The sequence below is a fragment of the Fodinicola feengrottensis genome, assembly GCF_039530045.1.
Classification (GTDB): Bacteria; Actinomycetota; Actinomycetes; order Mycobacteriales; family HKI-0501; genus Fodinicola; species Fodinicola feengrottensis.
Genome location: NZ_BAAANY010000023.1, coordinates 237,388 through 263,730 on the forward strand (window position 1 = coordinate 237,388; position 26,343 = coordinate 263,730).

Sequence of the window (26,343 nt, forward strand, 5' to 3'; positions counted from 1 at the left end):
TCGCTGTCCGCTCAGGTCGTGGATCTGCGCAACTTAGCCAGGGACCTTAAAACGGCTGTCGGCTCGTCTCCAAAGGAACTAGCTAAAGGTCTTCGCAGCGCCGGTCAGATCGTGGCCGCCGCCGCGGCATCTAACGCGTCTTGGTCGACTCGAATTCCCCAGTCGATAAAGGTCAGCGGAGGTGCGCAGTCCGTCACCGTCCGGGCCGGGGGCGACGCTGCCCCACACGCGGCCGCCTTCGAGGGCACCAAAGGCGCCGTGTTCAGGCACCCGGTGTACGGACAATCTGAGGTCTGGGTTGACCAAGCGGCGAAACCATATCTGGCCAAAGCCGCTAACGACAATGCGGATGCGGTTGCTGAAGAAGTCGCCAAAGTCATCGACGCAGTCATGCGCAACGCAGGATTCAAGTAGATCAAGGGAGAGCGCTTTGCCGCAATACAAGGTTGACTGGGAAGGCAAAACGTACGACTTCGACCCGGAAGATATTGACGTCAAGCAGGGCATCGCGATTCAGTACGGCACGGGGATGACCTTGAAGGCGTTCAACGACGGTATTCAAGAGGTCGACGTGCACGCGTGGCAAGCACTCATGTGGCTGATGAAGAATCAGAACGGCGAGCAATGCAACATTCAAGACCTCAACTTCAAAGTAAACGCGTTCAGTAACGCTATCAACGCCGCGGAACGTCAATATACGGCGGAGCTTATCGAACGCTGCCGACTGTGCGACGACGACGGCCTGATTGGCGATGCGGCGTGTTCCCATGACCCAAAAGGCCAACCCGACCTGAACGCTTCATCGTCCACAAGCGCGCGGACAAAAGCCTCCGAGACCTCCGAGCCGAGTACTTCTTCGGACTAACGCACGTCTGTCACGTACAGCCTGATGCGGTCGACAAGTTGCGGATTATCGATTTCTTTCACCTTCTAGACGGCATAGACGCATACGTCGAAGCGAATAAGCCCATAAGCTAGGGAGCTTGCGTTATGCCTTCTGTTCTGTCGCGAACTGTGCAGGTTAAAGTCGTTGGCGACATGTCCAACGGCACCAAGGCCGTGGAGGGGCTAGGTACATCATCCTCCAACACCGCCGGCAAAATCGGCAAGGCGTTTAGCGGCTTAAGCAAAACGCTAGGCTCGTCGTTCGGCGGAGCCCTAGGTCCCATAGCTGAGAGCCTTAATATTCTAGGCGAGGGCTTTGATCACCTCGCGGAACATGGCCGCTCGGCGGGCACAGTAATAACGGCAGTAGGCGGTGCCGTCACTGCGGCTGGGGCGTTGATGGTGACATCAAGTGCCGCCGACGTCCAGGCTCAGGCGCAGCTCAAAACCTCCATAGAAAACATGGGCGGTTCTTGGGAAGAACTAGAACCCAAGATCGAAAGTGCAATCACGACTCAAGCCAAATTCGGCAACGACGCTGCCCAAACTCAAGGCGCCTTGAGCAGCTTGACACTCGCCATGCACAATCCTGAAAAGGCTTTGAATGCGCTCTCTATTGCGTCTGATATAGCGGCCAAAAAGCACATCAGCCTAGTGGCTGCCGCGGATCTTGTGGGTAAGGCGTACAACGGCAATACCAAGATCCTCAAAGAGTTCGGTATCCAGGTGGCTTCCACCGCTAACGCAGGCAAGCTGCTGGCGTCCGCGACCAAGGCACATGCCGCGGCGATTACGTCGGTCAGTACCGCACAGCAAAAACTTTCCGACCTGGAAGCGGTAGATGCCGGCAAAAAGAAAATCTCAATAGCAAACCAAATCGCGCTGCGCAACGCTCACGAAGCGGTTTCGGCGGCTCAGACGAAGGTGGCTACAACCGCCAAGGCCGTATCCATCGCTCAAGCGGGAGTCACTGCGGCAGCCAGCAAGGGTACCGATGCCCTTAATAAGCTGGGCAACGCTGCACAAGGACAGGCCTCAGCGTCGGTTGTCGGTCTCGCTGGACAGTTCAAAGTGTTCAGGACCCAGGTGGAAAACACCTTCAACCAGGTTGGTGCCAGGTGGGGCCCCGCGTTAACGGCCGCAGGTCCGCCGGTCCTGATTGCGGGGCAGATTATCTCGTCCGGAATCGTGGGAAAGATTGGCTCTGGCGTAGATAAGGCCGCAACCAAGATTGGCAAGCTCGGCGGAACAATCGGCCGATTCGCCGCGCGGCTGCCTGCCAATATGGGTTCTGGATTCGTAACGATGGGCTCCAACATTGCCTCTGCGGCCAGCGCCGTTGCATCGTTGACCGTAACGGTCGCTGAGAACTCGCTGGCGTGGGTGAAGAACACCGCGATGATGGTGGCCTCGAAAGTCGCGATAGCGGCTCAGGTGGTGTGGCAGGGCGTCGTGAAGGCCGCCACCGCCACGTGGGCGGCTATCCAATGGGTGCTTGACGCGGCCATGGACGCTAACCCCATCGGCCTCGTCATTATTGCTATCGCCGCCCTGGTAGCGATCATCGTGCTTATAGCCACCAAAACCCACTGGTTCCAAGACGTGTGGGCGGCTGTTTGGCCGGTAATCTCGGGCACTTTCCAAGCGTTCTGGAAAGACATCCAGGTTATTGGTGCCGCCATCGGTTCGTTCTTCACCGTGACTTTGCCTGGTTGGATCAAGATCGGCATGGCGTTTTTCTGGGCGCCAATTCAGTTAGCATGGAATTTGTTCCAAGGATTCAGTAGGGGCGTCGCGTCCATCATCCTGGATGTGATCCGGTTCTTTACGGTGACTTTGCCGACCGGTATCCGGCAGGCTGTCAGCTTTGTTGTCAGCGCTATCGTAAACCTGCCGAACAACATCCTAGCCATATTCAACCGAATAGTGTCCGGCGTAGGGAATATCGGCCGCAACATAGTCATCGGACTGTGGAACGGCATCGCCGGCATGGGCGGTTGGCTGTGGAACCAAGTAAGCAGCTTCGCCAGCAACATCATTAACAGCATGACCAGCGCTCTAGGTATCCATTCTCCGTCTACCGAAGCCGCGGACAAAGTCGGTAAATGGCTGCCGGCTGGAATCGCCAAGGGCGTCGACGACAACATGCACCTCATCGTGGGCGCAGCCTCTCGGATGGCCGATGCCGCGCTGCCGGCAAGTGCCTCTGGCGCTGGCGGTCTGGCTGGCGGGTTCGGCGTGGCGGGCGCTTCCTCTAACGGCGAGGTCGTGACTATCCCGGTTAACTTCAATCTCGATAGCCAAGTATTGGTGCGCGCGTTGGTTAAGTACAACCGTCGCACAGGGCAGGCCACTGGAGGTCTAGCGTGAGCCTGGGTCCTAAGCTTGAGATCAACGCCTCAACCACCTATTCAGCCGCCCCGACCAGCGGCTGGATAGACATCTCTGCTTATGTGGCGTGGGACCAGCAGTGCACGGTCACCCGCGGCCGTGCTGACGAACAGAGCGCGGTAACGCCGTCTACGTTTGCGTGTGTTCTGGATAACGTCGATGGTCGGTTCACGCCGGGGAACAGTGGATCACCGTATTACCCGAACATCAAGATTCCGCTGTGGATCAGGTTCACGATAGTAGACGCTGGGGCAGGCATCAGCTCGCCGCGGTTCACCGGACTGGTAGATTCGTGGACGGTTGACGTTTCAGGTCCCAATTCGTACAAGACGGTAGCGGCAACCGCGACAGATGTGCTGCATCGAATGCAGCGATTCCGGCAGATTAGATCGTTTCTGCACGAGGAGATTTTGCAGGATGGTCCGCTAGCGTACTACCCGATGGACGACGGCAAAGACGCAACGGGGTTCGCGGACCAATCCGGAAACCTGCAGCCTCCCCTGCAAGTGTATTCGATCGGGCCGAGCGGTGGATTAGACCCAGGCGGAACGACAGGGCCGCCCGCCGCAGGCGAGAGTGCTCCGAACTTTACCCCTGACTACTCGCAAGGATACGCAAACCCGTTCGGGAAGTATCTTCAGACTAACCTAACCTCGCCGTTGACTATCGGCAACGGTCACTCATACACCCTCGAATGGTGGATGAAGATCAACGTAGACGGAAACTACGGCGAGACGTATCCAAACTACGACGGGGCGAGCCTGTTCTATACCGGCGCGATGATGGTGGACGGCCAGAACCTAATCGGAGGATTCTACCAGGGACCCAACGGTCCTTCGCCATTCGTGTCAGGCGGCCCATACACCAACTACGGAACCGCTCAGACATATCTGGCATGCGGCGACAGAACGTCCACCACACAGGCCCGCGGCCTAGGTGGCCATCTGACACCCGGCATTTGGTATCACTTCGCGGTAGTCAGCGACGGAGGTACGACGGCCGCGTCGGCAGCCTTCTATCAAAACGGGCACATGATGGGATGCGTCGGCAGCTTCGTCCCCCTCTCTCAGCCCCCCGCCACCGTAAAGACACTATCTCAGCTGCAGATAGCGGGGCTGCCGGCGTTTGGTGGCGCTCTATTGGACGGATCGGTTGCCCACGTCGCGCTTTATCAGACCAATCTGAGCCAGACGCGTTTGATGCAACATCATTTAGCCGGCCGCAATGGCTTTTACGGCGAGTCCCTGCGCAACCGAGCTGTTCGAATCATTAAGTACGCGGGATTTGGGGACCAGTCCGCAAGCTCGGCAATGGAAGCCAGCGGCACGCCGGTGGTTAACCAATCAGCGGATACGGCGCTAAACCTGATTCACGCGTTGGAAACGACAGAACAGGGTCTATTCTTTATCGACCCCTCAGGACTGCCCACGTTCTACTCCCGCGGACATCGCTACACGTCACCCGTCTTGACGCTGGACGCCTCGCCAGGGTCCGGCAACGTAGGTGTCGGTGACGTGGTACCTATTCTCGACGACTCGCGTTTGATTAATGACGTCACGACCACCACCGGTACGGGCTCGTCTTCGCGAGCAGTTAACAACGCTTCGGTAGCGGCTAATGGGACCTATCAGGCCTCGGTAACTACCGTAAGTGCCTCCCCGACCAACGGCGATGAAACCTCTCGGTGGATCATCAATGGGCAGTCCAACCCGCTGATTCGCATTCCACAGATCACTGTGGATCTGTTAACCCAGCCGTCAATTCGGGCCGCGGTACTTGCGGCAAAACTGCTGGACCAAACGCAGTTCACGAATCTTACGACAGGCTATGTTTTCGGGATCATGGCTGTCGAAGGTATTTCCGAAACGTGGTCCATAGATAAACAAGTCGTTCTGTTCACCGTGGTGCCTAATGTCCCGCAGACAACGGTGTACACAGTCGGCGTTGCGGGATCGGACGAACTAGATACCTCGTCGGCTAGATTGGGATTCTGATGACGGTAGGTTCTCCTGTCACGTGGGCAACAAACGACAAAATCACGGCGACCAAATGGAACGCCGAGACCAGAGACCAAAGCAACGGGCTTCTCGGGCGTCCTAGGGCTATGTTGGTGAAAACTAAGGTCACCATGTGGAACGACGCTAATTTCTCCAACATCCGCCCCTCGCCCGTCACGCTATGCAACGTCATTTTCGATGCCGTCGCATACGATTATGCGTTCGACGGTTCGCAGATGGCGTACGGATCTAGCCTGATGTGCAACATTCCAGGGGTGTATCGGCTGCGGGCCGCCCATTTCTGGGATGTCACTAATATTTTCCCAGGCAACGCAACGCCGTTCGTGGGGACAAGAAACGTCGCTTATGGCATCAACCATTCAGGGCAGTTTTTGTCTGACCGACAGAGTGGTCCGCCTACCGATGTTCAGTTCCCAGGGTGGGACCAGGATGCGCCCTTGACTACCTCCGGTACCGCTATAGTCCAGCCGGTGCGGGCCCGTGCCGTGTTTGTGCGCCTCATCCAGGGCGATCAAATAGAGCTGTTCGCCGGACAGGATAGCGGTAATCGGCTGTTGGATTACGTCGTCAACCAGAACAGCTCAGCCGCGGCTACGTTGGCATCAGGGTTCACGACGTTCTTAGCGGCAGAGTGGGTGCGGTCATGACAAGCCCTATAACTCCCGGGACGTACCTACCGAACGATCAGCTGACGGCAGTCAAAAACAACACCGACGTCCGGACCGCGCTACGGGCCGGATTCCAGCCACCGCGCGCTAAATTTACCCGCACCACGACCAACACTATCGCGTCGTCGACACAGCCGCAGGTGCTGGCGTGGAACACGCCAGCGGTCTACGACGATGCGTACGACGGATCGACGATGGCCGACCCGTCCGGGTCCGGATTCACAATCCAAATATCGGGCACATACCGGATCCGGGCCCGCATGTCATGGGCGTACCTGGCGGCCGCTTCATCGGGGTTTCGGTATCTCGGCATATACCAAGCATTCGGTACGTTCATTACAGGCGGCAGCTCGATAGGGTCAGCCATCACTGGAATCTACGGCGACCCGCAGGCTATGGTTTGGGATTTCTGCCGCTGGAACAATGGCGCACCGTGCACCGCATACGTGGATTTCACGACGCCGCTGATTGCAGGAACTACGCTGCAGACCGGCATAGCGCAGAACTCATCAAACACGCTGACTTATTTATTCGGAACTCCCTACATTTGGTTCGCTATCAAGAAGGTGTCCTAATGACGGTAGGAACGCCTGTCACGTGGACATCAGCACAGGCGCTGACTGCCGCAGTGTTAAACGCGGAGCTGCGTGACCAATATTTGGCCCTGTACGGAATTCCGGCGGCTCGGCTAGACAACGCTATTATCGGCGCTCCGAGTACATCGCAAGCTGTTGGAACGCTGCACACAACTGTCTCAACTGTTCAAACGTTCGACACGCTGACCTACGCGTCAACCTACACAGGGTCAATGACGACTGGTTCCGCTCCGTACGATCGGCTTATCGCGCCTGTTGCGGGAACCTACGAGGTATGTGCAGGCGGCGACTGGGACGGCTCGGTGAGTGTGGCCGGTTACAGGTGCATTCTGGTTCGCCAAAACGGCACGACGCTGGTGGATTACGACATGGAACAGTCCGCTACCACAACCAACATGCAGTTTGCTATAGCGTGTTCGGAACGATGTTCCACGGATATCAAGATGGCCGCGAACGACTACGTACAACTCTTCCCGACACAATCATCGGGTTCGACAATAGACATGCCCCACAACGCGTTCATTGAGATTGTTCGTATAGGCAACTAACTCGCCACGAGAGGCGCCCGTGACTCAGCCCGATCTCCCCGTACTTCCGGACGCCAGCCAGCTGCAGCCGCTGACTCCACCGCCGGAAGACACCCGTGAAGCCGCTCACAAACGTACGGAGGTGTCCGCGTGACCGCTCAAGGCCGCGATATCTCTTCGTACGATAGCGGAGTCAACTACGGCGCCTACGATTTTCTGATCGGTAAGTACACCGAAGGCGCTAGCTATGTCTCGCCTGGCGCTACCGCTCGCGCCAACGCGACACGCGCTGCGGGTAAGGTGTTCGGCGCGTATCACTTCGCCCAGCCTGGCGACGGCGCACAGCAGGCCGACAACTTCCTGTCAGTCGGCGCTCCGCTCAAGGGCGACCTGCCCGGCTTCCTGGATTACGAGGTTGACGGACTCGGCATCGGCTTCCTGAATGCGTTCTGTCAGCGCTACCACGCGCGCACCGGCTACTGGCCGGGCGTGTATGTCGACCTGTCCCGCTATCAGGGCGAGCTGCAATCTGGCCGCGGCTGGCGCCAAGCCGGACAACGGCTGTGGATCGCCAGGTACAGCGCTAGCGGTCCCGGCGTAAGTTGTGACATCTGGCAGCACCAAGGTGACCCCGACCTTGATATTGCCTACACGCCGCTGTCAGAGATGACCATCGGTGGATCCGGGCCGCTGCCGAGCTCGCCTTGGCGCGCGGTGGACAACGTCGACAATACGGTCTGGGTCCAGGGTCGTGCCCCCGTACTGGCTCTGGAGAAGCGTCCGTACCCGAGCTCAACTCAGCCAACCACCGCAGACATGCGCCGGGTACCCGCAGACCACTGCGCAAACGACAAGACCGGAATCACCCGCGACTGGGCGAACTACATTTACGATCTCTTCAACGCGATTCCGTGGGACTCAACCGGTACGTGGGCTAACGAGTTTGGGATCGTCGCGGGCGACACATACGGCCGTGCGCATTTCAACGCGCTGTCCGCTTGGGGAGCTCGTCACGGCGGCGTGCGGCCTGGCGGCGACTCAGGGGACTGGGCGAATCTGTGGGCGACACTGCAGGGGCAGGTACACGTGTCGTGAGTCTTCCTAATGGCTACGTCATCGGTTTCAAAGAACTGTACGAGATGCTGGTTTTACTCGACCAGAAACTAGACACTCTCGTTAGCACGCAAACCGATCACGAAGCGCGCCTTAAGCATTTGGAAGCCACAGCCGGTCGCCGGTGGCAGATCTGGTTAGCTGTTGTCGGTGGCTGTCTCGGGCTTCTCGCGGGTACCGTAGGTGGCCTGATTGGTTTACTGCGGTAGCTGTTTGTGTTGGCCTGATTACGCGGCTGTCGAACTGTCGAGTTGCATGAAGCTACTGACTCGATTCGATACCCTACGTTTTTTCTAAACCAACCTGGGATCATGTCGATTTTCGACAGGTTGACAGGGTGCGCGGTGGCCGTCGCCACAAATATCCAAAGTCAATACGCGAGTCGGTGACGGCCGACATATTTCAACCGCACAACCCTGTCGGAATGTCGATCTACTACTACTTTCTAGGTTGTTCCTAGAGGAAAAAATCCCCAACAGTCTATAGAGAAACGCGTTTGTTTCGACATATTGACAGCGATGTGCCGCCCGCCACTTTAGGTAGCCGGCAGCTGCCGCGACGAGTAGACTGGTGCACAGAAGGGCTCCCTGCTGCATATTGCCGGGGAGCCTTTTCCTTGCCTCCTGCTTCCTGCCTTTGGAGAGTCTCGCATGTTGCCCAACATTGCCTTGCTCGGCCGCAGCAGAAGCGGTAAGGATACGGTCGCTGATTTCCTGGTCCAAGAATTCGGCTACCAACGATTCCAGCTGAATGAGCCGGTGCGCGAGTTAGCTAAATTACTCAACCCGATGGTAGGCGTGATAGACGGGCTGGAAGCGCGTTACTGCGATGCGCTGGACGCATTCGGTTATGAGAGCGCCAAGGACGAAGTTCCGGAAGTCCGGCATTTCTTAAACGCAGTCGGCGACTCGCTTCGCGGCGTGTTTGGAGCCGACGTGTGGGCACAACATGCGGCCGCTCGTCTCGACGCGATGTCCGGCGGCCCGGTTATCGTGACGGATTGCCGTTTCCTGCCCGAAGCGTCGACGCTGGACGCCCGCGGGTTCGCGTTCTGGCGCATGTACCGCGATGCGGAGCGCAAGGACAACCCTGCTGACTGCGAGGCCGACGCATTAACGGAGCGGTTCAGCGCCGTCCCGACGTACAACAACGGCACTCCGATAGACCTGATCACCGGGATCCGTTCCCGGCTAGTTGCCCTGCCCGTGGAGGCGCTCTGATGTCCAACCCGACCGACCCGAAGGTTCTCGTAGCCGCCGCTACCGGCGGAATCGTTGCGCCTGTCGCTGCCGTGCTTGTGTACGCGCTCGACTCCATTCCGCTCGTTGCCGCGTGGCCCGCGACCATCCAGGGCGACCTGTCCGCCGTTGTACTGGCGGGCGTCACCTATGCCGCAGTGTTCGCTGCAGGCTGGTTCACTAAGCACGCTCCCGTGCCGGTGGTAGATGCCGTGGAGAAGCTGGCTGAGCCGGTGGCCGTTCCGCCGGTCGCGTGACCACTCCAAAGCCCGGCACCATCGGGCTATCGATCATACGAGGCCGTGTCGGCCTTTTGATCCGCATCGGTGAGTTCCTGAATGGAAACGGCTGGACATATACGCATACCTGGATTCTGGCGGAAGACGATCAGGTGTTTGCCGCCTATCCCGGTGGCGCGTCGTACCAGTCGCTCGCATCAGAGATCGCGATGCGTGGTCCGATCGCGTACGTCGACATTCCGGTGACGGACAACGAACGTGCCGCGGTGCTGGCAGAGCTGCCAGGCCTTGCAGGCACGCCGTACAGCTACCTGGAGTACCTCGCGTTGGCAGCCCGGCGGCTCGGTGTCCGAAGTAAACGACTGGACGCGTACATCGCCTCGGCGGGCCATATGATCTGTTCGCAGTTAGCTGCGGAGGCATACCGCCGCGCCGGCGTGATCATCTTCAAGGATGGCCGACTCCCGCAAGACGTGACACCAGGCGATTTCGCCTCGCTGCCGCTCTACAAATGAACACACGAAAGCCCCGCTTCCCTTGATTGGGTTGCGGGGCTTTTGTCGTTTAACGCGAGCCGCGGAGGTACTCGTCAGTGAGCCGGCAGATCTCGTCCGTGTGTCGAGCGGCCCGATCCGTCAGCAGGCTGGCGGCTTCCGCGTGTCCGGCGGCGCGTAGAACGTCGCAGCACGCGTAGACCTCGTCGCGTCGTCGCTCCAACTCCGCCGCCTCATGCAGCGCGGCGTGCGCTGGATCGTACGCGGTGTCCGGCATCTCGGCTCCCTGTGTCGGATCGGGTATCAGAAGGCCGCGAGAAAGTTAACCAGCGGGAGGACATCGGCACCGCAGTCGACGCACGTTGTGGCGGTCACGTCACACCACGGGAGGTTGAAATCGTACGACACGGCGCCACAGAAGATTTCGCCGGCCGCGTTGATGTGGTGATCGACTGACGGCTGTTCGACCGATTCGATGTCTCGCATTTGAACCACTCCTTAGACGGTCAACCTGCGTGCTTGCTGTCTCCGACATTACCTCGTCTTGCCGGACCTGGCAAGACCTAATCTTGCCGCATCTGGCAGCACGTCGTACGCTTACCCCATGCCCGCAACCGACGATTCTGAGCTGCCGGACATGGTCACGGTCACCGAGGCCGCGGCCCTGCTCGGCAAGCCCGATCGTACGGTCCGCTGGATGATCAACAACGGGCTTTTACCGGCCCGCCAGGTGGGTAGCGCTGGCTGGGTGATCCGCCGCGCGGTTGTCGACGAGCTGAGGGAGCGATAACGATGTCTGACACGGGCGGCACAATGGAGGTTGCGAGAGAGTACTGGGGCGTTCGGATGGCGAGGCGCGGATACGACGCCAATAAAGACCTGAACGACCCGGACGGGTGGGGACGCTGGTATCAGGGGCAGCTGCAGAAAACCGCTGAGGCCCGCGGCCTGCATTGGGAGGTGGCAGCCAGCAAGGTCTACGACGTGCCGCGCGGGATGACGTGGCCGAACGTACAGAAACAACTGGATGAGATCATTGCCGCCACGCCGCTACAGCCGGACATGGGTCGCGTAGCCGAGTACACGCGCTATCTGAAAGAAAAATACAACGACGGCAACCACGGCCTGCCGATGTCTGACCGACGTTGGCCCGGTTATGACCCCGGCCTCTGAGCACCCCTCCGACTCAGAGACCGGGATGACCGTAGGCCAGCCACACGCAGAACGCCAGAAACACAAGCGTCATAGCCACGTAAATTAGATCGATCCAGTCACCCACGCGAGTCGCCGCGCATCTTGTCGAGCTCGGAAGCCACGTCCCGATTCGACTCCCGCAACGCGCACAGGCGACAGAGGCCGGTCGTGGAGCTTCCGGGACGCTTGAAGCAGTCAACGCATAGCGCTACTTGAGCGGGCAGCGGCAGGGTCATCGTGACTCCCTTACAGGCTCGTGCACGTGCCGATGCACGTGCATATGCACGGCAGGTTAGCACGTGCACGCGCCGAGTTACACCTCCCGAAGCTCGACAACGCATGCCTGAATGTCGCGTACAATCTCGCGCGCTGTCTGCGTTGCGTTGGGTTGCAGGGACAAGCGGGTCCACGTACCCGTAGCACATGTGACAGTCACGGCCTCGCCGTCGAAGGCGATTCGATACGCGTTACCCGAACCGTCGTAGACGCGCCCGGACACGTCGCCTCGGGGTCGAGCCAATCCCGGCAGATGTTTGTGGCTGTGCCACGGTAGAGCGTCGATAGAGCGCGCTCTAGAGGGGGCTTCTAAGGCGTTGTAGCACTGATCGCAAAGCTTACGGTACACGGTGTCCGGCCCGCTGGTCGCTAGCGGGTCGGCACATCGTTCACCCTCGGCCTGCAAGCACAGCTCGCAGATAGCCGCATCGTTCAGCATAGTTCACCCTATCGCTGGCGCCCCGCCATATTACGGGAGCGCCTGATTGGCCGGATCAACATTCGATGTCCTGCCCGCAAGACACGCAGTAGGTCTTGCCATCTTCCAGCACCGGCAGGTCGCGGATCTCGGTCCGGCTGGTGACCTCGCAGCGGACCTCTTCGTCGGTCGCGGTGTGCTGTGTGGCGGTCATTTTTACTCCCTGTGTCGTCCTGCGCTGCGTCCTGAGATCAGAATACCCGTTCTCGGATCATTGTCAACCCTTGACGGATCAAAAATGATCCGGTAGAGTCCTTCTCATGGCCGGCCAGCTGCGGTGACAGCTTCCCGCAGCTGGCTGGTATCCACTTGAGAGACAGGACCCGACATGACCCCCAGCGAGGTACTTGTAAAAGCCGCCGACCTGATCGACAAGCACGGATGGTGGGACGGGCAGGGTGACTTGCCGTCGCCCGGCGGAAGCCTCTGTGCCGCGCTGGCTATCCGGTGGATCGCTCCAAACAGCGACAGCTGGCCAATCCAGCGGGCCGCCTTCGCACGCCTGGCGGATTTTGCCGGAATTCCGCTCAACGACGGCAGTCTTGCTATAGCTGACTGGAACGACGCCCACACGCACGTCGAAGTCGTGACCGCGATGCGCGCAGCGGCTGCGGAGTGACCGCGCTGGTTCCCGTGCTTTGCAAGCACGCCGCAAAGGGAAAGCCACCCATCAAAACTGGCTACGCACTACCGCCCGGTTCGTCGATCTGCACTCCCGATTTCAAATGTCCGGACGGTCGCGTCCGCACCCATCACACGTAGGGAAGGTGCGCCATGATCTTTTCCGCAATCCTCGTGGTATTTGCCGGCCTCATGACGCTATCGCTGATTCTCCGCCTATGGGCTGCGATTCAGGCACGGCGCCCTCTGGTCGTCACGTACCAGGTTCCGGCTGACGTGGCGGAGCACTTCCAGGCGTGGGAGCGGGAGTTAGTGCCGTGACCGAAATCTACGTGTGGTTCTGGGACCATACACCGGCATGGACGTTCGAGATATTCCAATCAAGCCGCACGGTTTTCGTTCTGTTCGCGTGCATCTTGATGTACGTCCTGGTTCAGGTGGCGACTCAGCGAGCTATCCGATTCCGCCGCATGCTACGCGAAGACGAAGCCCGCGACACCCTGGCGCCACTCGCTGACCGACTCGCCACCCTGGGACACATCCGAGATAGCCGGGCGGCGGATCACACTCACGATACGCGGAGAGCGGCATGACCATCACCGATTTGATTGACGAGCTGTGCGAGCTGGACGCGACGCTAAGGGACAAGGCCGACGCGAGTCTGATCCTGTCTCGCGAAGCGGGAGCCGGCAACGATGGTTCGCGTCTCTTCGGCAAAGTCGAGGCATACCGCCACGCAGCGGACTTGGTCAGCGCCCTGAAATTCCGTGTGAGACAAGAGGAAGCGGCGGCACGAGGGCTGACGGTATTCGCCGTGGCCGAAGGCAGTTTTTGATGACTGGAGACGGCAGTATGACGAGCTACGAGGTCGGGACCACGGCGCTGTATCGGGGCAAGTACCGCGAACGTCAGACCGACGGACGGTGGTACGACCGCGAGGGCAGCTGGATGGGAGCAGACGCTTCTGTCGGTTGGGGCTACACAGACATCACCCCGCCGGGTCCGCCGTTGCCGGCCGGCACGGTGCTGGACCCGAGTAAGCGGTACGTCCGACGTGACTCATGGCCGGAGTCTACCTGGGTGCAGATCGTGAGTTTCGTTGACGGCGCCTGGCAGGGCCAAGACGTGGACTTCATTGTCTGGCGAACCACTAACGATGAAGACCGCACCTACGTTGTTGAGACGTGCGTATATCGCGAAATCCGGGAGCCCCGAAGCGCACGGCCCGAAACCGAAGCCCGCCCGGAGTGGGCCGTTGTCAAAGGCCCGGCCAGCTGGGCCGCCTACACCGCCGACCGCGACGATGGCGGCAAAGTCCTTGAAGAGTTGCGCCTTCGGCGACGTGAGCTGGTGGCCGCCATGGTCGATGTCGAACGTCTAAGGGCTGACAAGACGGCGGCTCAGGTCATGTGGGATGCGTATCGGGATGAGGCACGGGACGCCGAAAAAGGACGCGCGCTGGCCGAAGCCGAAGCCGACGAAGCCCGTGCGGAATGCACGCGATTGTTCGATCTGGTTATAACGGTCGCTGACGAGAAGTTCGCCGCACGTGACGAACGTGACGAACTCGGACGCAAGCTGGACGAAATACAAGACTTGTGCCAGCAGTACGCAGCTGCTTGTGTCGGCAATCCGGTGGAGTCCGTCCGCCAGGCGCTCGTCAATCTGGACGAGTTCCGCAATGAGGCGCACGTTTTTCGGAGCCGTATCGCCGTCTCGGAGGCACGGCGCAAAGTGAATTTCGCCGATCTGACCCATGTACGCGAAGATCATGACGCGCTGCAGGCTCAGATCACCGAGCACGAGCGCGTGCGCGCTGCTCAGCAGGACCAGATTCGCGCGCTGGAGGCGAAACACGCAGTCGCCGAAACCGCGCTGAAAGATGCGCGGCGGGTCATTAATCGCGGGCTGTCCAAGAAGAAGGCCGCTGCCGACGCACCTGGGTTCTTGACATCGGTCGGTTATTGGTCCGACGAGGCTGCAGCATGGTTCAACGCGAACGTCCAACAGCAAGAGGATTCCCCGTCTGTAGGAAGTTTCACAGACTAGACAGCACAAAGCCCCGACCCAATCAAGCGGCCGGGGCTTCGCGCTAACCGCTAGAACGTGCTGTCACACTGAAATGCGGTGGTGAATCCAGCACCGCCAACGTACTTGTCCTGGCTGACCCAGTCCACGGTGACCGTCTGGCCGGCCGCGACGCTCTCCGATGCTCCCTGCATAGAGGCGACTGGGTTGCCGGCTTTCAGAACCGTGAGCGTGAAGGTGGCGGACATCGTTCCGCCGTTGTCGTTACGCACCCTCGCGGTGCCCCCGAAATCGCCGGTACCGTCGTCCTTGAGGCTCAGAGACAGGATCGTCCAGCCTTTGTCTGTGCGGCTGTCCGTGGCCTTCGTGGACGCCGCTGTGGGCGCAGGACTCGCGCTCGGGGAGCCGGCGCCACACGCCACTACGACCAAGGCGCCAAGAGACACGCCTAGGCCGGCTAGTATTTTGCCGCGGCGAGTCATCGAGCACCGACGAGAAGCGCATTGAATGTGAGCAGGAACGCGTTCAAGCGTCCGATTGCGCGGTGCTTTCCGCGGTAGACTAGGCGGGTACTCACAGGCGTGCGCCTTTCTGGTCGGACAACATTCGGATAAGGGCAAATCGACGCTCAGCTTCGGCGGCGTCAGCAGGGCACGGAGCGCTGATGAGCTGAATGGCTTCGTCGATCGTTTCGCAACCAGCCTTTTTCAGCGCAACCAGCACTACATGCCGCTGATGCGCAATGCGGTAGGCGTCGTCGATTCGTTGCCTAGGAACAAACATCACGCGGTATCCTCTCGTAACTCGAAATCTCGTGGACGCGTCATGCCGAGTGGTTGCGGCTGTGCGAGCAGCATGGCTGCACGTACTTCGGTCTGAGCTATCTGCGTGTATATCTGGGAGGTGCGCACGCTTTCGTGGCCGGCGGCTTCGCTGATCGTGAAGGCGTCCGCGCCACCCTGGCGAAGCGTGGTACAGAACGAATGACGCAATCCGTGCAGCCGCTGGCTGACACCCTGATCCCGGAAGAAGGCACCACATTGTTTGCTGATGTAGTTCCGCCCGATCGAGCCGTACGGCGAAACGCGGCTACGGATCAGCGGTCCGCGCGTACGATGCTCGATAGGTAGCGTGTTCAGGTACCGTTCTATCTCGTCCAGCAGCCACGGCGTCAGCGGCACGTGCCGGGTCTTGGACTTCCCGCGGAGTATCGCAGTCGGGTTCTCGGCTTCCCGTTCTAGGTCTTCTATGCGGCATCGAGCGATGTCGTCCGCTCGCGCCCCGCATCCGCGAGCCATGGCGATGCAGATCCGGATCCGTGGCGGGGCTGCTTCCAGCGCGCGCATGATGGACGGCTCGGGCATCGGGTGCGGGACGGCCTTCGGAACCTTGGGCATGACGATGTCGTCAAAGGGGTTGTCGTCCCGGAGATGCCGGCGCTGCAGCCATCGGTAGTAGCGAACGCCGATACCCAGATGCCAGAACGCCGAACTAGGCTCGCAGTCAGCTAGGCCGAGTTCTCCGCGGGTTTCCTGATAGCATTCGATTTGCTCGGTCGTCAGGGCGTCTAGCGTCGTGCCTACCGATTCAGCGAATTTGCTCAATTTCCGCAAACCCTGACGGTAGCCATAAATCGTGTTGGTAGACAGACGCTGCATCCGCAAGGCGCGGAAATAATCATTCGCCGCCGAGCCCGCTAGATCGTTTTTCCGACGCTGCCACGTAGCGGCCTCTGTGTTTTCGCGCTCCATCGCGCTTACCTCCTGTGCCTTGACCGGCTCAGACGCACAAGCAGCGTCTGAGTAGATGATGATCCTCATCACAGCTTTTTCGATTGAGTCTTTTGGTGGTTGTTGGCTGTCCTAACGGTCATCGTCCGTACGGCTACTACTAGTGAGTATCGCTATCGGCTCATGCTTCCGACTGCCGCCTTGTCGGCACGCAAATTGATAACTTCACAGCTCTTCGGACCCCGTTGGTCACTCAACGGGCCGCGCGATGGCCTACGACGAGGGTTGTGTTTGCGCAGGTCAGCAAGCCTGAGGTGAGGGTGGAAGCTAGCGGGTTGGTCACTCAACGGCGCAGAACTGTCGTACCCCCTTGTATAAATTGGCCCCCACCCAGATCGGGTGGGGGGTGGGTTTGAGGACGCGCGTAGACGAAAATTTTGCGACTCGTGAGGTTTCTGGGGCTGGTCGGTTGTCGCCGCCAGATCGATCTCAAGAACCCTTCACTTCATACTCGATAGCCAGTGGAGTTGAGACAGACCTCATTTACGAGCGACCCTCGTAAATTTCTCTTACAAGTTGCAGGGTGTCGGCTTCGGAGGCTTTCTTGTCTTCGCGATAACGCAGCACGCGAGCGAATCGAAGGGCCATCCCGCCCGGATAGCGGGTGCTGCCCTGCACGCCGTCGAAGGCGATTTCTACGACCAGCTCGGGGCGTACGTGCACCACCCAGTCGTTCTCGTCGACCGCCAGCTCGCGGAGTCTTTCGGTCTGCCAGGCCAGCATTTCGTCGGTCATGCCTTTGAAGGTCTTGCCAAGCATGACCAGCTCGCCGGTCTCCTCGTCGCGGGCGCCAAGGTGCAGGTTGGACAACCAGCCACGGCGCCGGCCATGACCCCACTCCACCGCGAGCACCACCAGGTCGAGGGTGTGCCGCGGCTTGACCTTCAGCCAGCCGCGGCCGCGGCGGCCGTTTTGGTACGGCACATCGAGGGCCTTGACCACCACGCCTTCATGGCCAGCATCCAGCGCCTGGGCGTAAACCTCACCGGCGGCCTCCGCGTTGTCCACGACCTGACGACTGATCCGAGCCGGCGGCGGGACGACCGAAACCAGCGCCTCCCAGCGCCGCGAACCCGGCTCGTCCAACAAGTCGACGCCGTCCAGGTGCAGGATGTCGAAAAAAGCGGCGGTCAGTGGCATTTCCTTACGCAGGCGCTCCGGGTCACCGCGCTGGCCGGTCCGGCTGGCGGTCACCTGGAACTTGCGCGGTCGGCCGGCTTCGTCGAGTGCGATGACCTCGCCGTCCAACACAACAGTCTGGACCGGCATCGCTCGTACGCAATCGACGACCTCCGGCAGCCGAGCCGTCACGTCATCGAGGCTGCGGGTGAAAAGCCACACCCGCTCACCGTCGCGGTGCGCCTGGATGCGGATGCCGTCCAGCTTGTGTTCCACCGCCGCCGGGCAGACCTTCTCGATCGCGGCGTCGATGTCCGGTGCCGTCCCCGCGAGCATCGGCTCCAGCGCCCGCCCGACCTGGAGCGCGAACGCCTCCAGAGCCGATGCGCCACCGCCCAGCCCGGCCGCCGCGACAGCCCGCAGGTCCCCGGACAGCAGGGCCGCCCGTCGTACGAGCCCGATGTCCAACCCGGCCGCCTTGGCTATCGCGTCCACCATCAGCCCAGCCAACGCGCCCTGCCGCAGCTCCCCGGTCAGCAACCGCCGCAAATACTCCTGCTCGACCTCGGTCGCCCTGCCGAAAAGAGCGCCGAGCAACTCCCGCCGACGAGCCTGCGAACCAGCACCGGAAGTCTCGCCGATGTCGGCACACGCGGCATCGAGCTCAGCGACCGTCAAGCTGGGCTCAGCGGCCGGCGAGGGCACGTCCTGAATGCTTCGCCACCCCACGCCAATCTGGCGTTGCCGCAGCTCACCGGACAGATAGGCGACCGCGGGCAGCCGCTCGTGCGGTGCCAGCTCGCGCAACACCGCAGCCAGCAGCTCCGCCTTCGCCAACCGGCTGCGGGTGGCGCCCACCGCGGCTGAGGTCTCCACCAGCCTGATCAGCAGCATCCAACGACTCCGACCGTCGAACGAGCCGGCGCGGGCCCGTACGCCAGAAGGTAATGCCAGGTCATGGTCGGTACGGTAGCGCGCAGGTCCGACAGTCGTCGCCAGTCGCGAGAAGGAGTTGCCCAGATGCGTGCCGCCGTCTGCCTGCGAGCCGGTGACCCGGAGGTCATCGAAGTGCGCCATATCCCCCGCCCGGCCATCAAGGACGGCTGGAGTGTGATCGAGGTGAAAGGCTTCGGACTGAACAGGTCCGAGCTGATGACCCGCCAGGGCCACTCCCCCAACGTGGTTTTCCCACGCGTACTGGGGATCGAGTGTGTCGGCGTCATCGCCGAGTCCGCGACTTTGCCGGTAGGCGCCAAGGTCGCCGCGATCATGGGCGAGATGGGTCGCGAGTTCGACGGCGGGTACGCCGAGTACGCGCTGCTGCCCGACTCGCTGTTGATGCCGGTCCGCACCGACCTGGACTGGGAGACTTTCGCCGCGCTGCCGGAGACGTACCTGACCACGCAGGGGTCCCTTGACGTGCTCGGCATCGCCGCCGGGGGACGCTTGCTCGTACGCGGCGGCACCTCGTCCGTCGGGATGGCCGCGCTGTCGATGGCTAAGGGCCACGGGGTCGAGACGGCCGCCACCACCCGCCGTGAGGACAAGTCGAAGGCGCTGCGGGCCGGCGGCGCCGACCACGTCGTCCTCGACCACGGCGACGATCTTGCCGAGCAGGTCAGGGGAATCTGGCCGGACGGACCGGACTACATCCTGGACCTGGTCGGTGCCCCGACCACCGTCGACTCGCTCCATCTCGTACGTGCGGGTGGCACCGTCTGCGTGAGCGGGATGCTCAGCGGCAGCTGGGCGATCCCGAGCTTCGAACCAGTGGCGATGATCCCGTCCGGCACCAAGCTGACCGCCTATCACAGCGACGATTTCAAGGGCGCCGCCGGCGCGTCGGCACTCCAGCGAATCCTCGACGAGGTCGCCGCGGGGACGTACCAGCCGAACATCGACCGCGTCTTCCGTCTCGACGACATCGTCGAAGCACACCGCTACATGGAGGCCAACCAGGCCACCGGCAAGGTCATCGCCGTCCCCTGACGGGACGCCGCCGGCCAGTAGGCGTCCTTGTGGATAACGCTGGCGGCATCCGATGCCCGCTGTGGACGACGACAGCGGTCAGCAGGCCCGTTCGACTAGCGTTGCGGAGGTCAAGGAAGAAAACCAGCTCAGGGTTATGTACATATACTGATAGTGTATGTACATGATCGCGGGCGCACCGAAAGAGACGACCATGGCCATCTCCGAGCTGTCACGTAACGTCGCCCAAGCCGTCCGGCGGGCCGAGGAAGGCGAGATGATCACGGTGACTCGCGACGGTCTCCCGGTCGCCATGCTCCGCCCGTACGAACGGTCCAACCGCGAGGCGCTCATCGCCCTCTACGCCGACCGCCAGCCCGACCCGGCCTTCGCGACCGCCATCGAAGAGGCGCACGCGGCCATGTGGGGAGAGCCGCCGCGGTGACCAAGGTGCTGTTGGACACCAACATCCTGATCGCCCTGGAGCGCGGAAAGCTAACCCTCGAAGCCGCGACTCAGCCGCAGGACATCGACGTGGCCGTGTCCGTCATGACGCTCGGTGAGCTGGGATACGGGGTCGAGCGCGCCGACGACGCCCATCGGGAGCAGCGTCGTCGGTTCCTCATGCGCGCAATCGAGACGTTCGAGGTCGTCGACTACACCATCCCGGTGGCCCTGGTGCACGCTCGCCTCGCCGCCGCGACCGCTGCTCGTGGGCTGACGCGCAGTCGCCCTGACCTGATGATCGCCGCGGCCGCCGTCCACACCGGCCGCGTTCTCATCACCGCGGACCGGGACTTCGAGCCCATCGCCGACCTCAAACTTCGCCCAGTCCTGCTATAGAAAGTCAGAGCTGGGAGAGTTTGTGCAGGAGAAGGGTCTCGGCGAGGCAGACCTTCTCGAATTCGCCGAGATGCAGGCTTTCGTTGGGGCCGTGGGCACCGGAGGCGGGGTCTTCCACGCCGGTGACCAACAGGGCCGCGCCGGGGAAGGCGTCGGCGAATTCGGCGAGGAAAGGCACCGACCCACCGATGCCCATGTTGACGGGTTCCACGCCCCACACCTCGGCGAAGGCCTCCCGAGCCGCGTCGTAGCGTGGGCCGGTGGCATCGATCGCGTAAGGCTGGCCGATCTCACCCGGGTCGACGGTGACCTGCACATTCCACGGCGCGTTGTCGAGAAGGTGCTTCTCCAGCGCCGCGAAGGCGTCCTTCGCGTCGGTGCCAGGCGGCACCCGCAGGCTGACCTTGGCACGCGCGGAAGGCTGCAGCGTGTTCGACGCCTTGGCGGTGGCCGGCGAGTCGATGGCTAGCACGGTGACCGACGGCTGGGTCCAGACCCGGCTGGTCAGCGAACCGCTGCCGATCAGGTCGACACCGTCGAGCATGCCTGCCTCCTCGCGCATCCGGTCCTCGGGGATGTCCAGGTCACTGTCCGGTGCCGCCGCGAACCCCGGGATCGCGACGTTGCCCTCGTCGTCGTGCAGGGTCGCCATCAGCCGGCACATCGCGGTCAGCGCGTCCGGCACGGCGCCGCCGAACATGCCGCTGTGCACGCCCTTCTCCAGCGTCCTCACGTTCACGTAGCAGTCGACCAACCCACGCAGGCTGACCGTCAGCGCCGGCTGGCCGATGGCCCAGTTGCTGGAGTCGGCAAGCACCATCAGGTCACTGGACAGCTGCTCCTTGTACGCGGCGAGGAACTTGCCAAGCGTCGGCGAACCGATCTCCTCCTCACCCTCGACGAAGATGGTCACGCCGACCGGCGGCTTGCCGTCGTACGCCCGCAGCGCCGCGAGGTGCGCGGCGATCCCGGCCTTGTCGTCGGCGGCACCACGCGCGTACAGCCGGCCATCGCGTTCGGTCGGCTCGAACGGCGAGGTCTCCCACAGCTCTTCCGCCCCCGGCGGCTGCACGTCATGGTGTGCGTAGAGCAGCGCTGTCGGCGCGCCTTCGGGCGCCGGGAACTTCGCCACCACGGCCGGAGCACCGTCGGGCACCGACAGGATCTGCACGTCGGCGGCCCCGACCTCACGGAACAGCTCGGCGACCGCCTCGGCCGACTGGCGCACAAACGCCTGGTCGAAGTCGGCGACGCTGACACTGGGGATGCGGACCAGCCGCTCCAGGTCGGCTCGTACGGACGGAAGCACCCGCTCGACAGCGGCACGCAGCTCGGACACCTGGGAATCGTTGTCAGTCACGAACCCAAATCCTAGTGGTCTTCCGCCGGCGGCCACCTCGCCTGTCGCGAACTCGTTATGCGGCCAATGGCGTCTCCTGCATTTCGGCCATGACCTCCGCCTCGCGCAGCGGCTGGGCCGGCGCCGGGGCCGTCGAGATCCTGGTGAACACGGCCTGGCCGAACTCCAGGTTCGGTCCGACGCTGAACGCGGAGATCTCGTTGGACACCCGTTGTTGGCCATCTTTTTCATACCGCCGGATGGAAAACTTGCCGTGCACCACGATCGGATCCCCCTTGGTGATGCTGGCCGCGACATTCTTGGCCATCTGCTGCCAGCAGGTGATCCGCAGGAACAGGGTCTCCTCGTCCCGCCAGGCCTGGATCTCCCGGTCATACCGCCGCGGGGTGGAGGCAAGGGTGAAATTGCACACCACCTGCCCGTTACGGACTTCCTTGATCACGGGCACGGTGGCCAACCATCCGGTCATCGTCACCAGTGGCTCGCTTGTCATGTCAGCTCCTCTCAGCGGTGGCCTACCCGCACCACGATGCCGCGCCGAAACCGGCCGCCAGCCTGGCCAGCGCGAATCTGTGGACAACGACCGGGGCTGGGGAAAACCTCGAACAGCGGCGCCGACGTGCTAGGCCACACCACTAGGCTTCGTACGTGGACAGCCATTTCGGACTGATCGTGCTGGTCGCGGTGGGCGCGCTGCTGGTCCTGGTCGGGCTCGTCTACGTGGGCGGTGGGCTGGCCGAGCTGCGCCGGCACGCGATGCTGCGGCGGCAGGGCAGGGCCGCGCGGGCCACCCTGGTGAGCCTGCGGCGCTCCGGCGGCTGGGGCTCGCGGGCGGTGGTCCGGTTCCGGGCGGCCGCCGACCGGATCGTCACCACCTCCTCCACCGCGTCCCGCTCGACCCGCCGATTGGCTTCCTCCAAGACAATCCGGCCCGGCCGGCAACTGACCGTGCGGTATCTGCCGGACGATCCGGGGAATGTTCTGGTCGACGGCTTCGACACCCGTACGCAGCCGTGGACCTATTTGATCTGCGGGGCCGCCGCCATCGTCGCCGGCCTGCTGCTCGCGGCCGTGTCGCTGCCTTCGCTCGGCTGGGATTTCCTGCATCTGGGCTGAAAACCGGGACATTTGTCACGGCGAGCGCAGGATCAGCGGCCCTTCGCTCCTATCGCCGAGTGCGTTCTTGGGTAACGTACGCGCTGATGGCGACAGCTTCGGTGGACAGCACGTGACCTTCTTCTGGCCGGAAACCGCCGGCCGACGTAGGTACGGCTTCCGTACGTTCGTGCCACTCGCCTGGCTGCTGGCACTGGTCGGCCCGGCCGCGGACGTACTGACCGGCCGGATCGCGTACCCACTGCTGGCCGGCGCCGGTCTGCTGGTTTTCGTGGCGCTGCTGGCGGCGGTGGCCTACTCCGTGCTGGGCCGCTGGCAGTGGCTGGGCCGCTGGCGGGCCGCCATGCTGGCGCCGTCGACTGTCCTCGCACTGGTCCTGACCTGGGCGTACGGGGACAGCTGGGGGTTGACGTTCCTGTTTCTCGCGGCCGGCTGCGCGCTGGCCTTCACCTCGCCGCGGCAGGCCGCGGCCGCCGTCGCGGGCACCGTCGTACTGGCGGCGTCAGCCACCTGGCTGAGCGGGCACCCCGGTGCGGTCGTCAGCTCGGTGGTGACGGTGGCGCTGGCCGGACTGGTGGTCCTCGCCTTCCGTGGCATGGGCACCGCGATCATGGAGTTGCGGGCGGCCCGCGAGGAGTTGGCCCGGCTCGCGGTCGACCAGGAGCGCGCGCGTTTCGCCCGCGACCTGCATGACCTGCTCGGCCACACGATGTCGTTGGTCGTGATCAAGGCGGAGGTCGTCCGCCGGCTGGTCCACACCGATCCGGACCAGGCGGCGCTCCAGGCCGCCGACATCGAGACGGTCGGCCGGCAGGCACTCACCGAGATCCGCGAGGCGGTGACCGGTTACCGCCCACGAGACCTGGACGCCGAGCTCACCCACGCCCGGTCCGCGCTGGCTGATGCCGGCATCGAGATGTCCATAAGTGAGTCGGCCGAAGAGCTGCCTGAGGCGGCCCGAAGCCTGCTCGGCTGGTGCGTACGAGAGGCGGTCACCAACGTGATCCGGCACAGTCACGCCCGGAAGTGCACGATCAGCCTGCGCGTACGAGACGGAATCGCCGAGCTCCAGGTGCGAGACGACGGCGCTGGTGGGGCAGTCGGGAGCGCTGGTACGGGCCTTCGCGGTCTCGCCGAACGACTGTCGGCCGCGGGTGGCCGGGTGGACGCCGGCCCCGTACCAGATGGCTTCACCCTGACCGCCACACTGCCGGTGCGACCGTGATCCGGCTGCTGCTGGCCGAGGACCAGCAAATGATGCGAGGCGCTCTCGCGCTGCTGCTGAACCTGGAGCCCGACCTGGAAGTCGTCGCGCAGGTCTCCTCCGGCGACGAAGTGCTGGCAGCGGCTCGTACGTCCCGCCCCGACGTGGCCCTGCTGGACATCGAGATGCCCGGCCGTACGGGCATCGACGCGACCGCCGATCTGCTCGCTGAGCTGCCCGAATGCCGCGTATTGATCCTGACCACCTTCGGCCGCCCTGGCTACCTGCGGCGGGCGATGGAGGCTGGTGCCAGCGGCTTCCTGGTCAAGGACGCCCCGGTGGAAAACCTCGCCACCGCCATCCGCCGTGTCGTCGCCGGCGAGCGCGTCGTCGACGCCGACCTCGCCGCCAGCGCGCTGTCCGCCGGCGCCAACCCGCTCTCCGGCCGTGAGCAGGACGTACTCCGCGCCGGCGTGGACGGCTCCACTATCACCGACATCGCTGTCGCGCTGCGACTGTCCGAGAGCACCGTGCGCAATTACTTGTCCGCCGCCATCGGGAAAACCGGAACTCGCAACCGTACCGAAGCGGCGAGGGTGGCTCAGCAGAACGGCTGGCTGTGAACCCAAGCTGTGAGCCGCTACCCTGTTGTCGCGCGGCGTACGGGGACCGGGCTCACGCTCCCCTGTGCTGCCGGTCCCGCCCCCGTAGCTCAGCGGATAGAGCAGGTGCCTTCTAAGCACTTGGTCGCAGGTTCGATTCCTGCCGGGGGCACCATAGAGTCGGTATTAGAAACTTCGTCATCGTGCGCACATCCAAGCAACATCGGTACGGTCACGGTTCCACCAGTGGTGGAACCGTTTGACTTGGGCACCAAGGAAGCAAGCTCTCTGGCCGGCGGTGTGAGCTTGTAATCACTCACGACGGCACGATGATCACCGTCCACGGACAGCAACAGCCGCTCGAACAGACCTTGGTTGAGCAAACGTTTACCTTGATCGTTCAAGGCGCGACACAGAGCACACCACACGACGTTCTACACCAGCCTGCACAGCATCAACCAGATCCCCACCGCAACCACCACACGCCGCGAGTTCATGGCGAATCACCTCGTCTGGATCGCCCACCTGCTCCAATGTCTGACCATGATGCCCGCGCTGCCCATCCGGTTTGCGACCAGACTTGCCCCGCAACGACCTCGGCGCCGGCTTGCCCAATCCATCCGATGACGGCGGACGAGACGAATTACGAGAATTCTGATCCAACCGCCGCTCCAACTCCGCGACACGCTCACGAAGCGCCACATTCTCAGCCTTCAACAACGCGATCTGCTCAGCCTGCTCAGCAACCAACTCCACAAGCTGGTCATACGTCGACCTCGCCACAAACCAATTATCCAACCATAAAACACGAAACCCCGGAGACACGCAGGAAATCGCCTGACCAGTTACGATGTGTATATATAGTTATTATTGCCTACTACATAGTCACATCAATTCTCATTTGTCAACAAACGTTTATAGTGCACGTTATCATCGATGCTAATTCACGTTGAGAAGCTGCTGGATAGTATGACCTGTCGGAGATTGCCCCAGTAACACCATCGCCTCATACGCCACTTCACCAGCAGCTTTGGCCGGATCGACATCAAGGGCAAGGTAGGCAGCCTTGTACCCGGTCATCTGTCGTGTCAGTCGTCTGGCTTCCACCTGGTCGTGGTCAAGTTCGTCAGCTTCATAACTAGCGGCGGCCACAGCATCGGCAGTCTGTTGGAGCCAAGTACGCAACTCGCTATCACCGAAGGCGCCGGCGGCCAAGGCAGTTTCAACTTGCTCGCGGCCAGAGGTGACGGGGGCTTCGTCCATCACCATGTGGATCAAGGTTGCGACCACATGCCGTTGGATGGTTTCGCTACTGGCATGCAACCGCTGCCAGAGGTCAACATCAAGAGTGCGCAGGCGGCTGGCAGTCATATGCTCGGGCCTTTCGGTGGTTTCGGTGGATCAGTTGGGCTCCAGGGGTTCAACCCTGGCGGCGGTGGTCCCTGACGCTTGTTGGCTTCACGTTGCCGTTTGGTCATGGTGCTTGGTCTGACACCGTGCGCCGAACAGAGGTCGGTAGGGTCGGCACAGGGCGCGGTGCCGATGTGGCCACCGGTCCGTTTCCCTGCGCCGCCC

General features: G+C 62.2%; 33 protein-coding genes and 1 tRNA gene. 22 read left to right on the top strand and 12 right to left on the bottom strand.

Annotated features, from left to right (window positions below):
- Window positions 1-18: 18 nt before the first annotated feature.
- The 5 genes from ABD301_RS29380 (at window position 19) to ABD301_RS29400 (ending at window position 5,941) form a co-directional block, all read left to right on the top strand.
- Complete coding sequence (locus ABD301_RS29380) at window positions 19-414, top strand: hypothetical protein (RefSeq protein WP_163571030.1); 396 nt, start codon at window positions 19-21, stop codon at window positions 412-414.
- A 16-nt stretch (window positions 415-430) separates the two neighbouring features.
- Entirely contained in the window at window positions 431-865 is a 435-nt protein-coding gene (locus tag ABD301_RS29385) for a hypothetical protein (RefSeq protein ID WP_163571028.1), read from the top strand.
- A gap of 125 nt (window positions 866-990) precedes the next feature.
- Window positions 991-3,255 carry a phage tail protein gene (locus tag ABD301_RS29390; protein ID WP_344313565.1) on the top strand — a complete coding sequence of 755 codons (2,265 nt, stop codon included), beginning with the start codon at window positions 991-993 and terminating at the stop codon, window positions 3,253-3,255.
- Window positions 3,252-5,270, top strand: coding sequence for a LamG domain-containing protein (locus ABD301_RS29395; RefSeq protein ID WP_163571024.1), 2,019 nt, complete (start codon window positions 3,252-3,254; stop codon window positions 5,268-5,270). Before ABD301_RS29390 ends, ABD301_RS29395 begins: the two co-directional genes overlap by 4 nt.
- A 116-nt stretch (window positions 5,271-5,386) precedes the next feature.
- Window positions 5,387-5,941 carry a hypothetical protein gene (locus ABD301_RS29400; RefSeq protein ID WP_344313567.1) on the top strand — a complete coding sequence of 185 codons (555 nt, stop codon included), beginning with the start codon at window positions 5,387-5,389 and terminating at the stop codon, window positions 5,939-5,941.
- Window positions 5,942-6,128: 187 nt separating this feature from the next.
- Here ABD301_RS29400 and ABD301_RS29405 read toward each other — a convergent pair whose 3' ends face one another.
- On the bottom strand, window positions 6,129-6,275 hold the full coding sequence (locus ABD301_RS29405) for a hypothetical protein (RefSeq protein ID WP_163571020.1): 147 nt from the start codon (window positions 6,273-6,275) through the stop codon (window positions 6,129-6,131).
- A 261-nt stretch (window positions 6,276-6,536) separates the two neighbouring features.
- On the opposite strand from ABD301_RS29405, the gene ABD301_RS29410 reads away from it, so the two are divergent.
- The 5 genes from ABD301_RS29410 to ABD301_RS29430 all read left to right on the top strand — a co-directional run bounded on the left by ABD301_RS29410 (window position 6,537) and on the right by ABD301_RS29430 (window position 10,190).
- Window positions 6,537-7,106 (top strand): hypothetical protein, encoded by a 570-nt coding sequence (locus tag ABD301_RS29410; RefSeq protein ID WP_279581745.1) that lies wholly within the window; start codon window positions 6,537-6,539, stop codon window positions 7,104-7,106.
- 129 nt (window positions 7,107-7,235) lie between these two features.
- Entirely contained in the window at window positions 7,236-8,180 is a 945-nt protein-coding gene (locus tag ABD301_RS29415) for a glycoside hydrolase family 25 protein (protein ID WP_163571017.1), read from the top strand.
- 668 nt (window positions 8,181-8,848) lie between these two features.
- Entirely contained in the window at window positions 8,849-9,418 is a 570-nt protein-coding gene (locus tag ABD301_RS29420) for a deoxynucleotide monophosphate kinase family protein (RefSeq protein ID WP_163571015.1), read from the top strand.
- Complete coding sequence (locus tag ABD301_RS29425; RefSeq protein ID WP_163571013.1) at window positions 9,418-9,693, top strand: hypothetical protein; 276 nt, start codon at window positions 9,418-9,420, stop codon at window positions 9,691-9,693. The genes ABD301_RS29420 and ABD301_RS29425 overlap by 1 nt, the downstream gene beginning before the upstream one ends.
- Window positions 9,690-10,190, top strand: coding sequence for a hypothetical protein (locus tag ABD301_RS29430; protein ID WP_163571012.1), 501 nt, complete (start codon window positions 9,690-9,692; stop codon window positions 10,188-10,190). The genes ABD301_RS29425 and ABD301_RS29430 overlap by 4 nt, the downstream gene beginning before the upstream one ends.
- A gap of 49 nt (window positions 10,191-10,239) precedes the next feature.
- Here ABD301_RS29430 and ABD301_RS29435 read toward each other — a convergent pair whose 3' ends face one another.
- Both ABD301_RS29435 and ABD301_RS29440 read right to left on the bottom strand, forming a co-directional pair.
- A complete protein-coding gene (locus ABD301_RS29435) occupies window positions 10,240-10,446 on the bottom strand; it encodes a hypothetical protein (RefSeq protein WP_163571010.1) in 207 nt (68 codons plus the stop codon).
- Window positions 10,447-10,472: 26 nt separating this feature from the next.
- Complete coding sequence (locus ABD301_RS29440; protein WP_163571009.1) at window positions 10,473-10,655, bottom strand: hypothetical protein; 183 nt, start codon at window positions 10,653-10,655, stop codon at window positions 10,473-10,475.
- Between the two features lie 118 nt (window positions 10,656-10,773).
- On the opposite strand from ABD301_RS29440, the gene ABD301_RS29445 reads away from it, so the two are divergent.
- Window positions 10,774-10,959, top strand: a complete 186-nt coding sequence (locus ABD301_RS29445) for a helix-turn-helix domain-containing protein (protein WP_163571008.1) — start codon at window positions 10,774-10,776, stop codon at window positions 10,957-10,959.
- Window positions 10,960-10,961: 2 nt separating this feature from the next.
- Window positions 10,962-11,342 (top strand): hypothetical protein, encoded by a 381-nt coding sequence (locus ABD301_RS29450; protein ID WP_344313570.1) that lies wholly within the window; start codon window positions 10,962-10,964, stop codon window positions 11,340-11,342.
- Between the two features lie 791 nt (window positions 11,343-12,133).
- Here the strand turns inward: ABD301_RS29450 and ABD301_RS29455 are convergent.
- Window positions 12,134-12,271, bottom strand: coding sequence for a hypothetical protein (locus ABD301_RS29455; RefSeq protein ID WP_163571007.1), 138 nt, complete (start codon window positions 12,269-12,271; stop codon window positions 12,134-12,136).
- A 174-nt stretch (window positions 12,272-12,445) separates the two neighbouring features.
- Between ABD301_RS29455 and ABD301_RS29460 the strand changes: the two genes are divergently transcribed.
- The 3 genes from ABD301_RS29460 to ABD301_RS29470 all read left to right on the top strand — a co-directional run bounded on the left by ABD301_RS29460 (window position 12,446) and on the right by ABD301_RS29470 (window position 14,787).
- Window positions 12,446-12,736, top strand: coding sequence for a DUF6197 family protein (locus tag ABD301_RS29460; RefSeq protein ID WP_163571006.1), 291 nt, complete (start codon window positions 12,446-12,448; stop codon window positions 12,734-12,736).
- Between the two features lie 591 nt (window positions 12,737-13,327).
- Window positions 13,328-13,573, top strand: coding sequence for a hypothetical protein (locus ABD301_RS29465; RefSeq protein ID WP_163571005.1), 246 nt, complete (start codon window positions 13,328-13,330; stop codon window positions 13,571-13,573).
- Window positions 13,574-13,590: 17 nt separating this feature from the next.
- Window positions 13,591-14,787, top strand: coding sequence for a hypothetical protein (locus ABD301_RS29470; protein WP_344313573.1), 1,197 nt, complete (start codon window positions 13,591-13,593; stop codon window positions 14,785-14,787).
- Window positions 14,788-14,837: 50 nt separating this feature from the next.
- Here the strand turns inward: ABD301_RS29470 and ABD301_RS29475 are convergent, their stop codons facing one another.
- The 4 genes from ABD301_RS29475 to ABD301_RS29490 all read right to left on the bottom strand — a co-directional run bounded on the left by ABD301_RS29475 (window position 14,838) and on the right by ABD301_RS29490 (window position 18,569).
- On the bottom strand, window positions 14,838-15,014 hold the full coding sequence (locus tag ABD301_RS29475) for a hypothetical protein (protein ID WP_163571003.1): 177 nt from the start codon (window positions 15,012-15,014) through the stop codon (window positions 14,838-14,840).
- A gap of 325 nt (window positions 15,015-15,339) precedes the next feature.
- Window positions 15,340-15,552, bottom strand: coding sequence for a hypothetical protein (locus ABD301_RS29480; protein WP_163571002.1), 213 nt, complete (start codon window positions 15,550-15,552; stop codon window positions 15,340-15,342).
- The gene (locus ABD301_RS29485; RefSeq protein WP_344313575.1) at window positions 15,549-16,586 is read right to left on the bottom strand and encodes a tyrosine-type recombinase/integrase; all 1,038 of its coding nucleotides are present in this window, start codon (window positions 16,584-16,586) and stop codon (window positions 15,549-15,551) included. Before ABD301_RS29485 ends, ABD301_RS29480 begins: the two co-directional genes overlap by 4 nt.
- A gap of 453 nt (window positions 16,587-17,039) precedes the next feature.
- Window positions 17,040-18,569 carry an ATP-dependent DNA ligase gene (locus tag ABD301_RS29490; protein WP_344313589.1) on the bottom strand — a complete coding sequence of 510 codons (1,530 nt, stop codon included), beginning with the start codon at window positions 18,567-18,569 and terminating at the stop codon, window positions 17,040-17,042.
- 126 nt (window positions 18,570-18,695) lie between these two features.
- Between ABD301_RS29490 and ABD301_RS29495 the strand changes: the two genes are divergently transcribed.
- From ABD301_RS29495 to ABD301_RS29505, 3 genes are all read left to right on the top strand, one after another.
- Window positions 18,696-19,664 (top strand): zinc-binding dehydrogenase, encoded by a 969-nt coding sequence (locus ABD301_RS29495; protein WP_344313576.1) that lies wholly within the window; start codon window positions 18,696-18,698, stop codon window positions 19,662-19,664.
- Between the two features lie 163 nt (window positions 19,665-19,827).
- A complete protein-coding gene (locus ABD301_RS29500; protein WP_344313578.1) occupies window positions 19,828-20,088 on the top strand; it encodes a type II toxin-antitoxin system Phd/YefM family antitoxin in 261 nt (86 codons plus the stop codon).
- Entirely contained in the window at window positions 20,085-20,486 is a 402-nt protein-coding gene (locus ABD301_RS29505) for a type II toxin-antitoxin system VapC family toxin (RefSeq protein WP_344313579.1), read from the top strand. The genes ABD301_RS29500 and ABD301_RS29505 overlap by 4 nt, the downstream gene beginning before the upstream one ends.
- A 4-nt stretch (window positions 20,487-20,490) precedes the next feature.
- On the opposite strand, the gene ABD301_RS29510 is transcribed toward ABD301_RS29505, so the two are convergent.
- Both ABD301_RS29510 and ssb read right to left on the bottom strand, forming a co-directional pair.
- Complete coding sequence (locus ABD301_RS29510) at window positions 20,491-21,825, bottom strand: dipeptidase (RefSeq protein WP_344313590.1); 1,335 nt, start codon at window positions 21,823-21,825, stop codon at window positions 20,491-20,493.
- 76 nt (window positions 21,826-21,901) lie between these two features.
- Window positions 21,902-22,339, bottom strand: a complete 438-nt coding sequence (ssb, locus tag ABD301_RS29515) for a single-stranded DNA-binding protein (protein ID WP_163570996.1) — start codon at window positions 22,337-22,339, stop codon at window positions 21,902-21,904.
- Window positions 22,340-22,494: 155 nt separating this feature from the next.
- On the opposite strand from ssb, the gene ABD301_RS29520 reads away from it, so the two are divergent.
- From ABD301_RS29520 to ABD301_RS29535, 4 genes are all read left to right on the top strand, one after another.
- The gene (locus tag ABD301_RS29520) at window positions 22,495-22,962 is read left to right on the top strand and encodes a DUF3592 domain-containing protein (RefSeq protein WP_344313580.1); all 468 of its coding nucleotides are present in this window, start codon (window positions 22,495-22,497) and stop codon (window positions 22,960-22,962) included.
- A gap of 112 nt (window positions 22,963-23,074) precedes the next feature.
- The gene (locus ABD301_RS29525) at window positions 23,075-24,187 is read left to right on the top strand and encodes a sensor histidine kinase (protein WP_344313581.1); all 1,113 of its coding nucleotides are present in this window, start codon (window positions 23,075-23,077) and stop codon (window positions 24,185-24,187) included.
- Window positions 24,184-24,789 carry a response regulator transcription factor gene (locus ABD301_RS29530; protein ID WP_279581769.1) on the top strand — a complete coding sequence of 202 codons (606 nt, stop codon included), beginning with the start codon at window positions 24,184-24,186 and terminating at the stop codon, window positions 24,787-24,789. The genes ABD301_RS29525 and ABD301_RS29530 overlap by 4 nt, the downstream gene beginning before the upstream one ends.
- Window positions 24,790-24,867: 78 nt before the next feature.
- Window positions 24,868-24,943: transfer RNA gene (locus ABD301_RS29535), tRNA-Arg, on the top strand.
- A 212-nt stretch (window positions 24,944-25,155) separates the two neighbouring features.
- On the opposite strand, the gene ABD301_RS42565 is transcribed toward ABD301_RS29535, so the two are convergent.
- Complete coding sequence (locus ABD301_RS42565) at window positions 25,156-25,593, bottom strand: DUF6444 domain-containing protein (protein WP_425551994.1); 438 nt, start codon at window positions 25,591-25,593, stop codon at window positions 25,156-25,158.
- A gap of 114 nt (window positions 25,594-25,707) precedes the next feature.
- Window positions 25,708-26,139, bottom strand: a complete 432-nt coding sequence (locus ABD301_RS29545; protein ID WP_163570988.1) for a hypothetical protein — start codon at window positions 26,137-26,139, stop codon at window positions 25,708-25,710.
- Window positions 26,140-26,343: the final 204 nt, after the last annotated feature.

Excerpts from the sequence above, each read along its gene's own strand:
- ABD301_RS29475 (WP_163571003.1), bottom strand. The coding sequence starts at position 15,014 with ATGTCCGCCACCTTCACGCTCACGGTTCTGAAAGCCGGCAACCCAGTC.
- ABD301_RS29455 (WP_163571007.1), bottom strand. The coding sequence starts at position 12,271 with ATGACCGCCACACAGCACACCGCGACCGACGAAGAGGTCCGCTGCGAG.
- ABD301_RS29440 (WP_163571009.1), bottom strand. The coding sequence starts at position 10,655 with ATGCGAGACATCGAATCGGTCGAACAGCCGTCAGTCGATCACCACATC.
- ABD301_RS29425 (WP_163571013.1), top strand. The coding sequence starts at position 9,418 with ATGTCCAACCCGACCGACCCGAAGGTTCTCGTAGCCGCCGCTACCGGC.
- ABD301_RS29450 (WP_344313570.1), top strand. The coding sequence starts at position 10,962 with ATGTCTGACACGGGCGGCACAATGGAGGTTGCGAGAGAGTACTGGGGC.
- ABD301_RS29495 (WP_344313576.1), top strand. The coding sequence starts at position 18,696 with ATGCGTGCCGCCGTCTGCCTGCGAGCCGGTGACCCGGAGGTCATCGAA.
- ABD301_RS29460 (WP_163571006.1), top strand. The coding sequence starts at position 12,446 with ATGACCCCCAGCGAGGTACTTGTAAAAGCCGCCGACCTGATCGACAAG.
- ABD301_RS29470 (WP_344313573.1), top strand. The coding sequence starts at position 13,591 with ATGACGAGCTACGAGGTCGGGACCACGGCGCTGTATCGGGGCAAGTAC.
- ssb (WP_163570996.1), bottom strand. The coding sequence starts at position 22,339 with ATGACAAGCGAGCCACTGGTGACGATGACCGGATGGTTGGCCACCGTG.
- ABD301_RS29390 (WP_344313565.1), top strand. The coding sequence starts at position 991 with ATGCCTTCTGTTCTGTCGCGAACTGTGCAGGTTAAAGTCGTTGGCGAC.
- ABD301_RS29490 (WP_344313589.1), bottom strand. The coding sequence starts at position 18,569 with ATGCTGCTGATCAGGCTGGTGGAGACCTCAGCCGCGGTGGGCGCCACC.
- ABD301_RS29545 (WP_163570988.1), bottom strand. The coding sequence starts at position 26,139 with ATGACTGCCAGCCGCCTGCGCACTCTTGATGTTGACCTCTGGCAGCGG.
- ABD301_RS29405 (WP_163571020.1), bottom strand. The coding sequence starts at position 6,275 with ATGCCGAGATACCGAAACCCCGATGAAGCGGCCGCCAGGTACGCCCAT.
- ABD301_RS29485 (WP_344313575.1), bottom strand. The coding sequence starts at position 16,586 with ATGAGGATCATCATCTACTCAGACGCTGCTTGTGCGTCTGAGCCGGTC.
- ABD301_RS29410 (WP_279581745.1), top strand. The coding sequence starts at position 6,537 with ATGACGGTAGGAACGCCTGTCACGTGGACATCAGCACAGGCGCTGACT.
- ABD301_RS29445 (WP_163571008.1), top strand. The coding sequence starts at position 10,774 with ATGCCCGCAACCGACGATTCTGAGCTGCCGGACATGGTCACGGTCACC.
- ABD301_RS29435 (WP_163571010.1), bottom strand. The coding sequence starts at position 10,446 with ATGCCGGACACCGCGTACGATCCAGCGCACGCCGCGCTGCATGAGGCG.
- ABD301_RS29465 (WP_163571005.1), top strand. The coding sequence starts at position 13,328 with ATGACCATCACCGATTTGATTGACGAGCTGTGCGAGCTGGACGCGACG.
- ABD301_RS29500 (WP_344313578.1), top strand. The coding sequence starts at position 19,828 with ATGATCGCGGGCGCACCGAAAGAGACGACCATGGCCATCTCCGAGCTG.
- ABD301_RS29420 (WP_163571015.1), top strand. The coding sequence starts at position 8,849 with ATGTTGCCCAACATTGCCTTGCTCGGCCGCAGCAGAAGCGGTAAGGAT.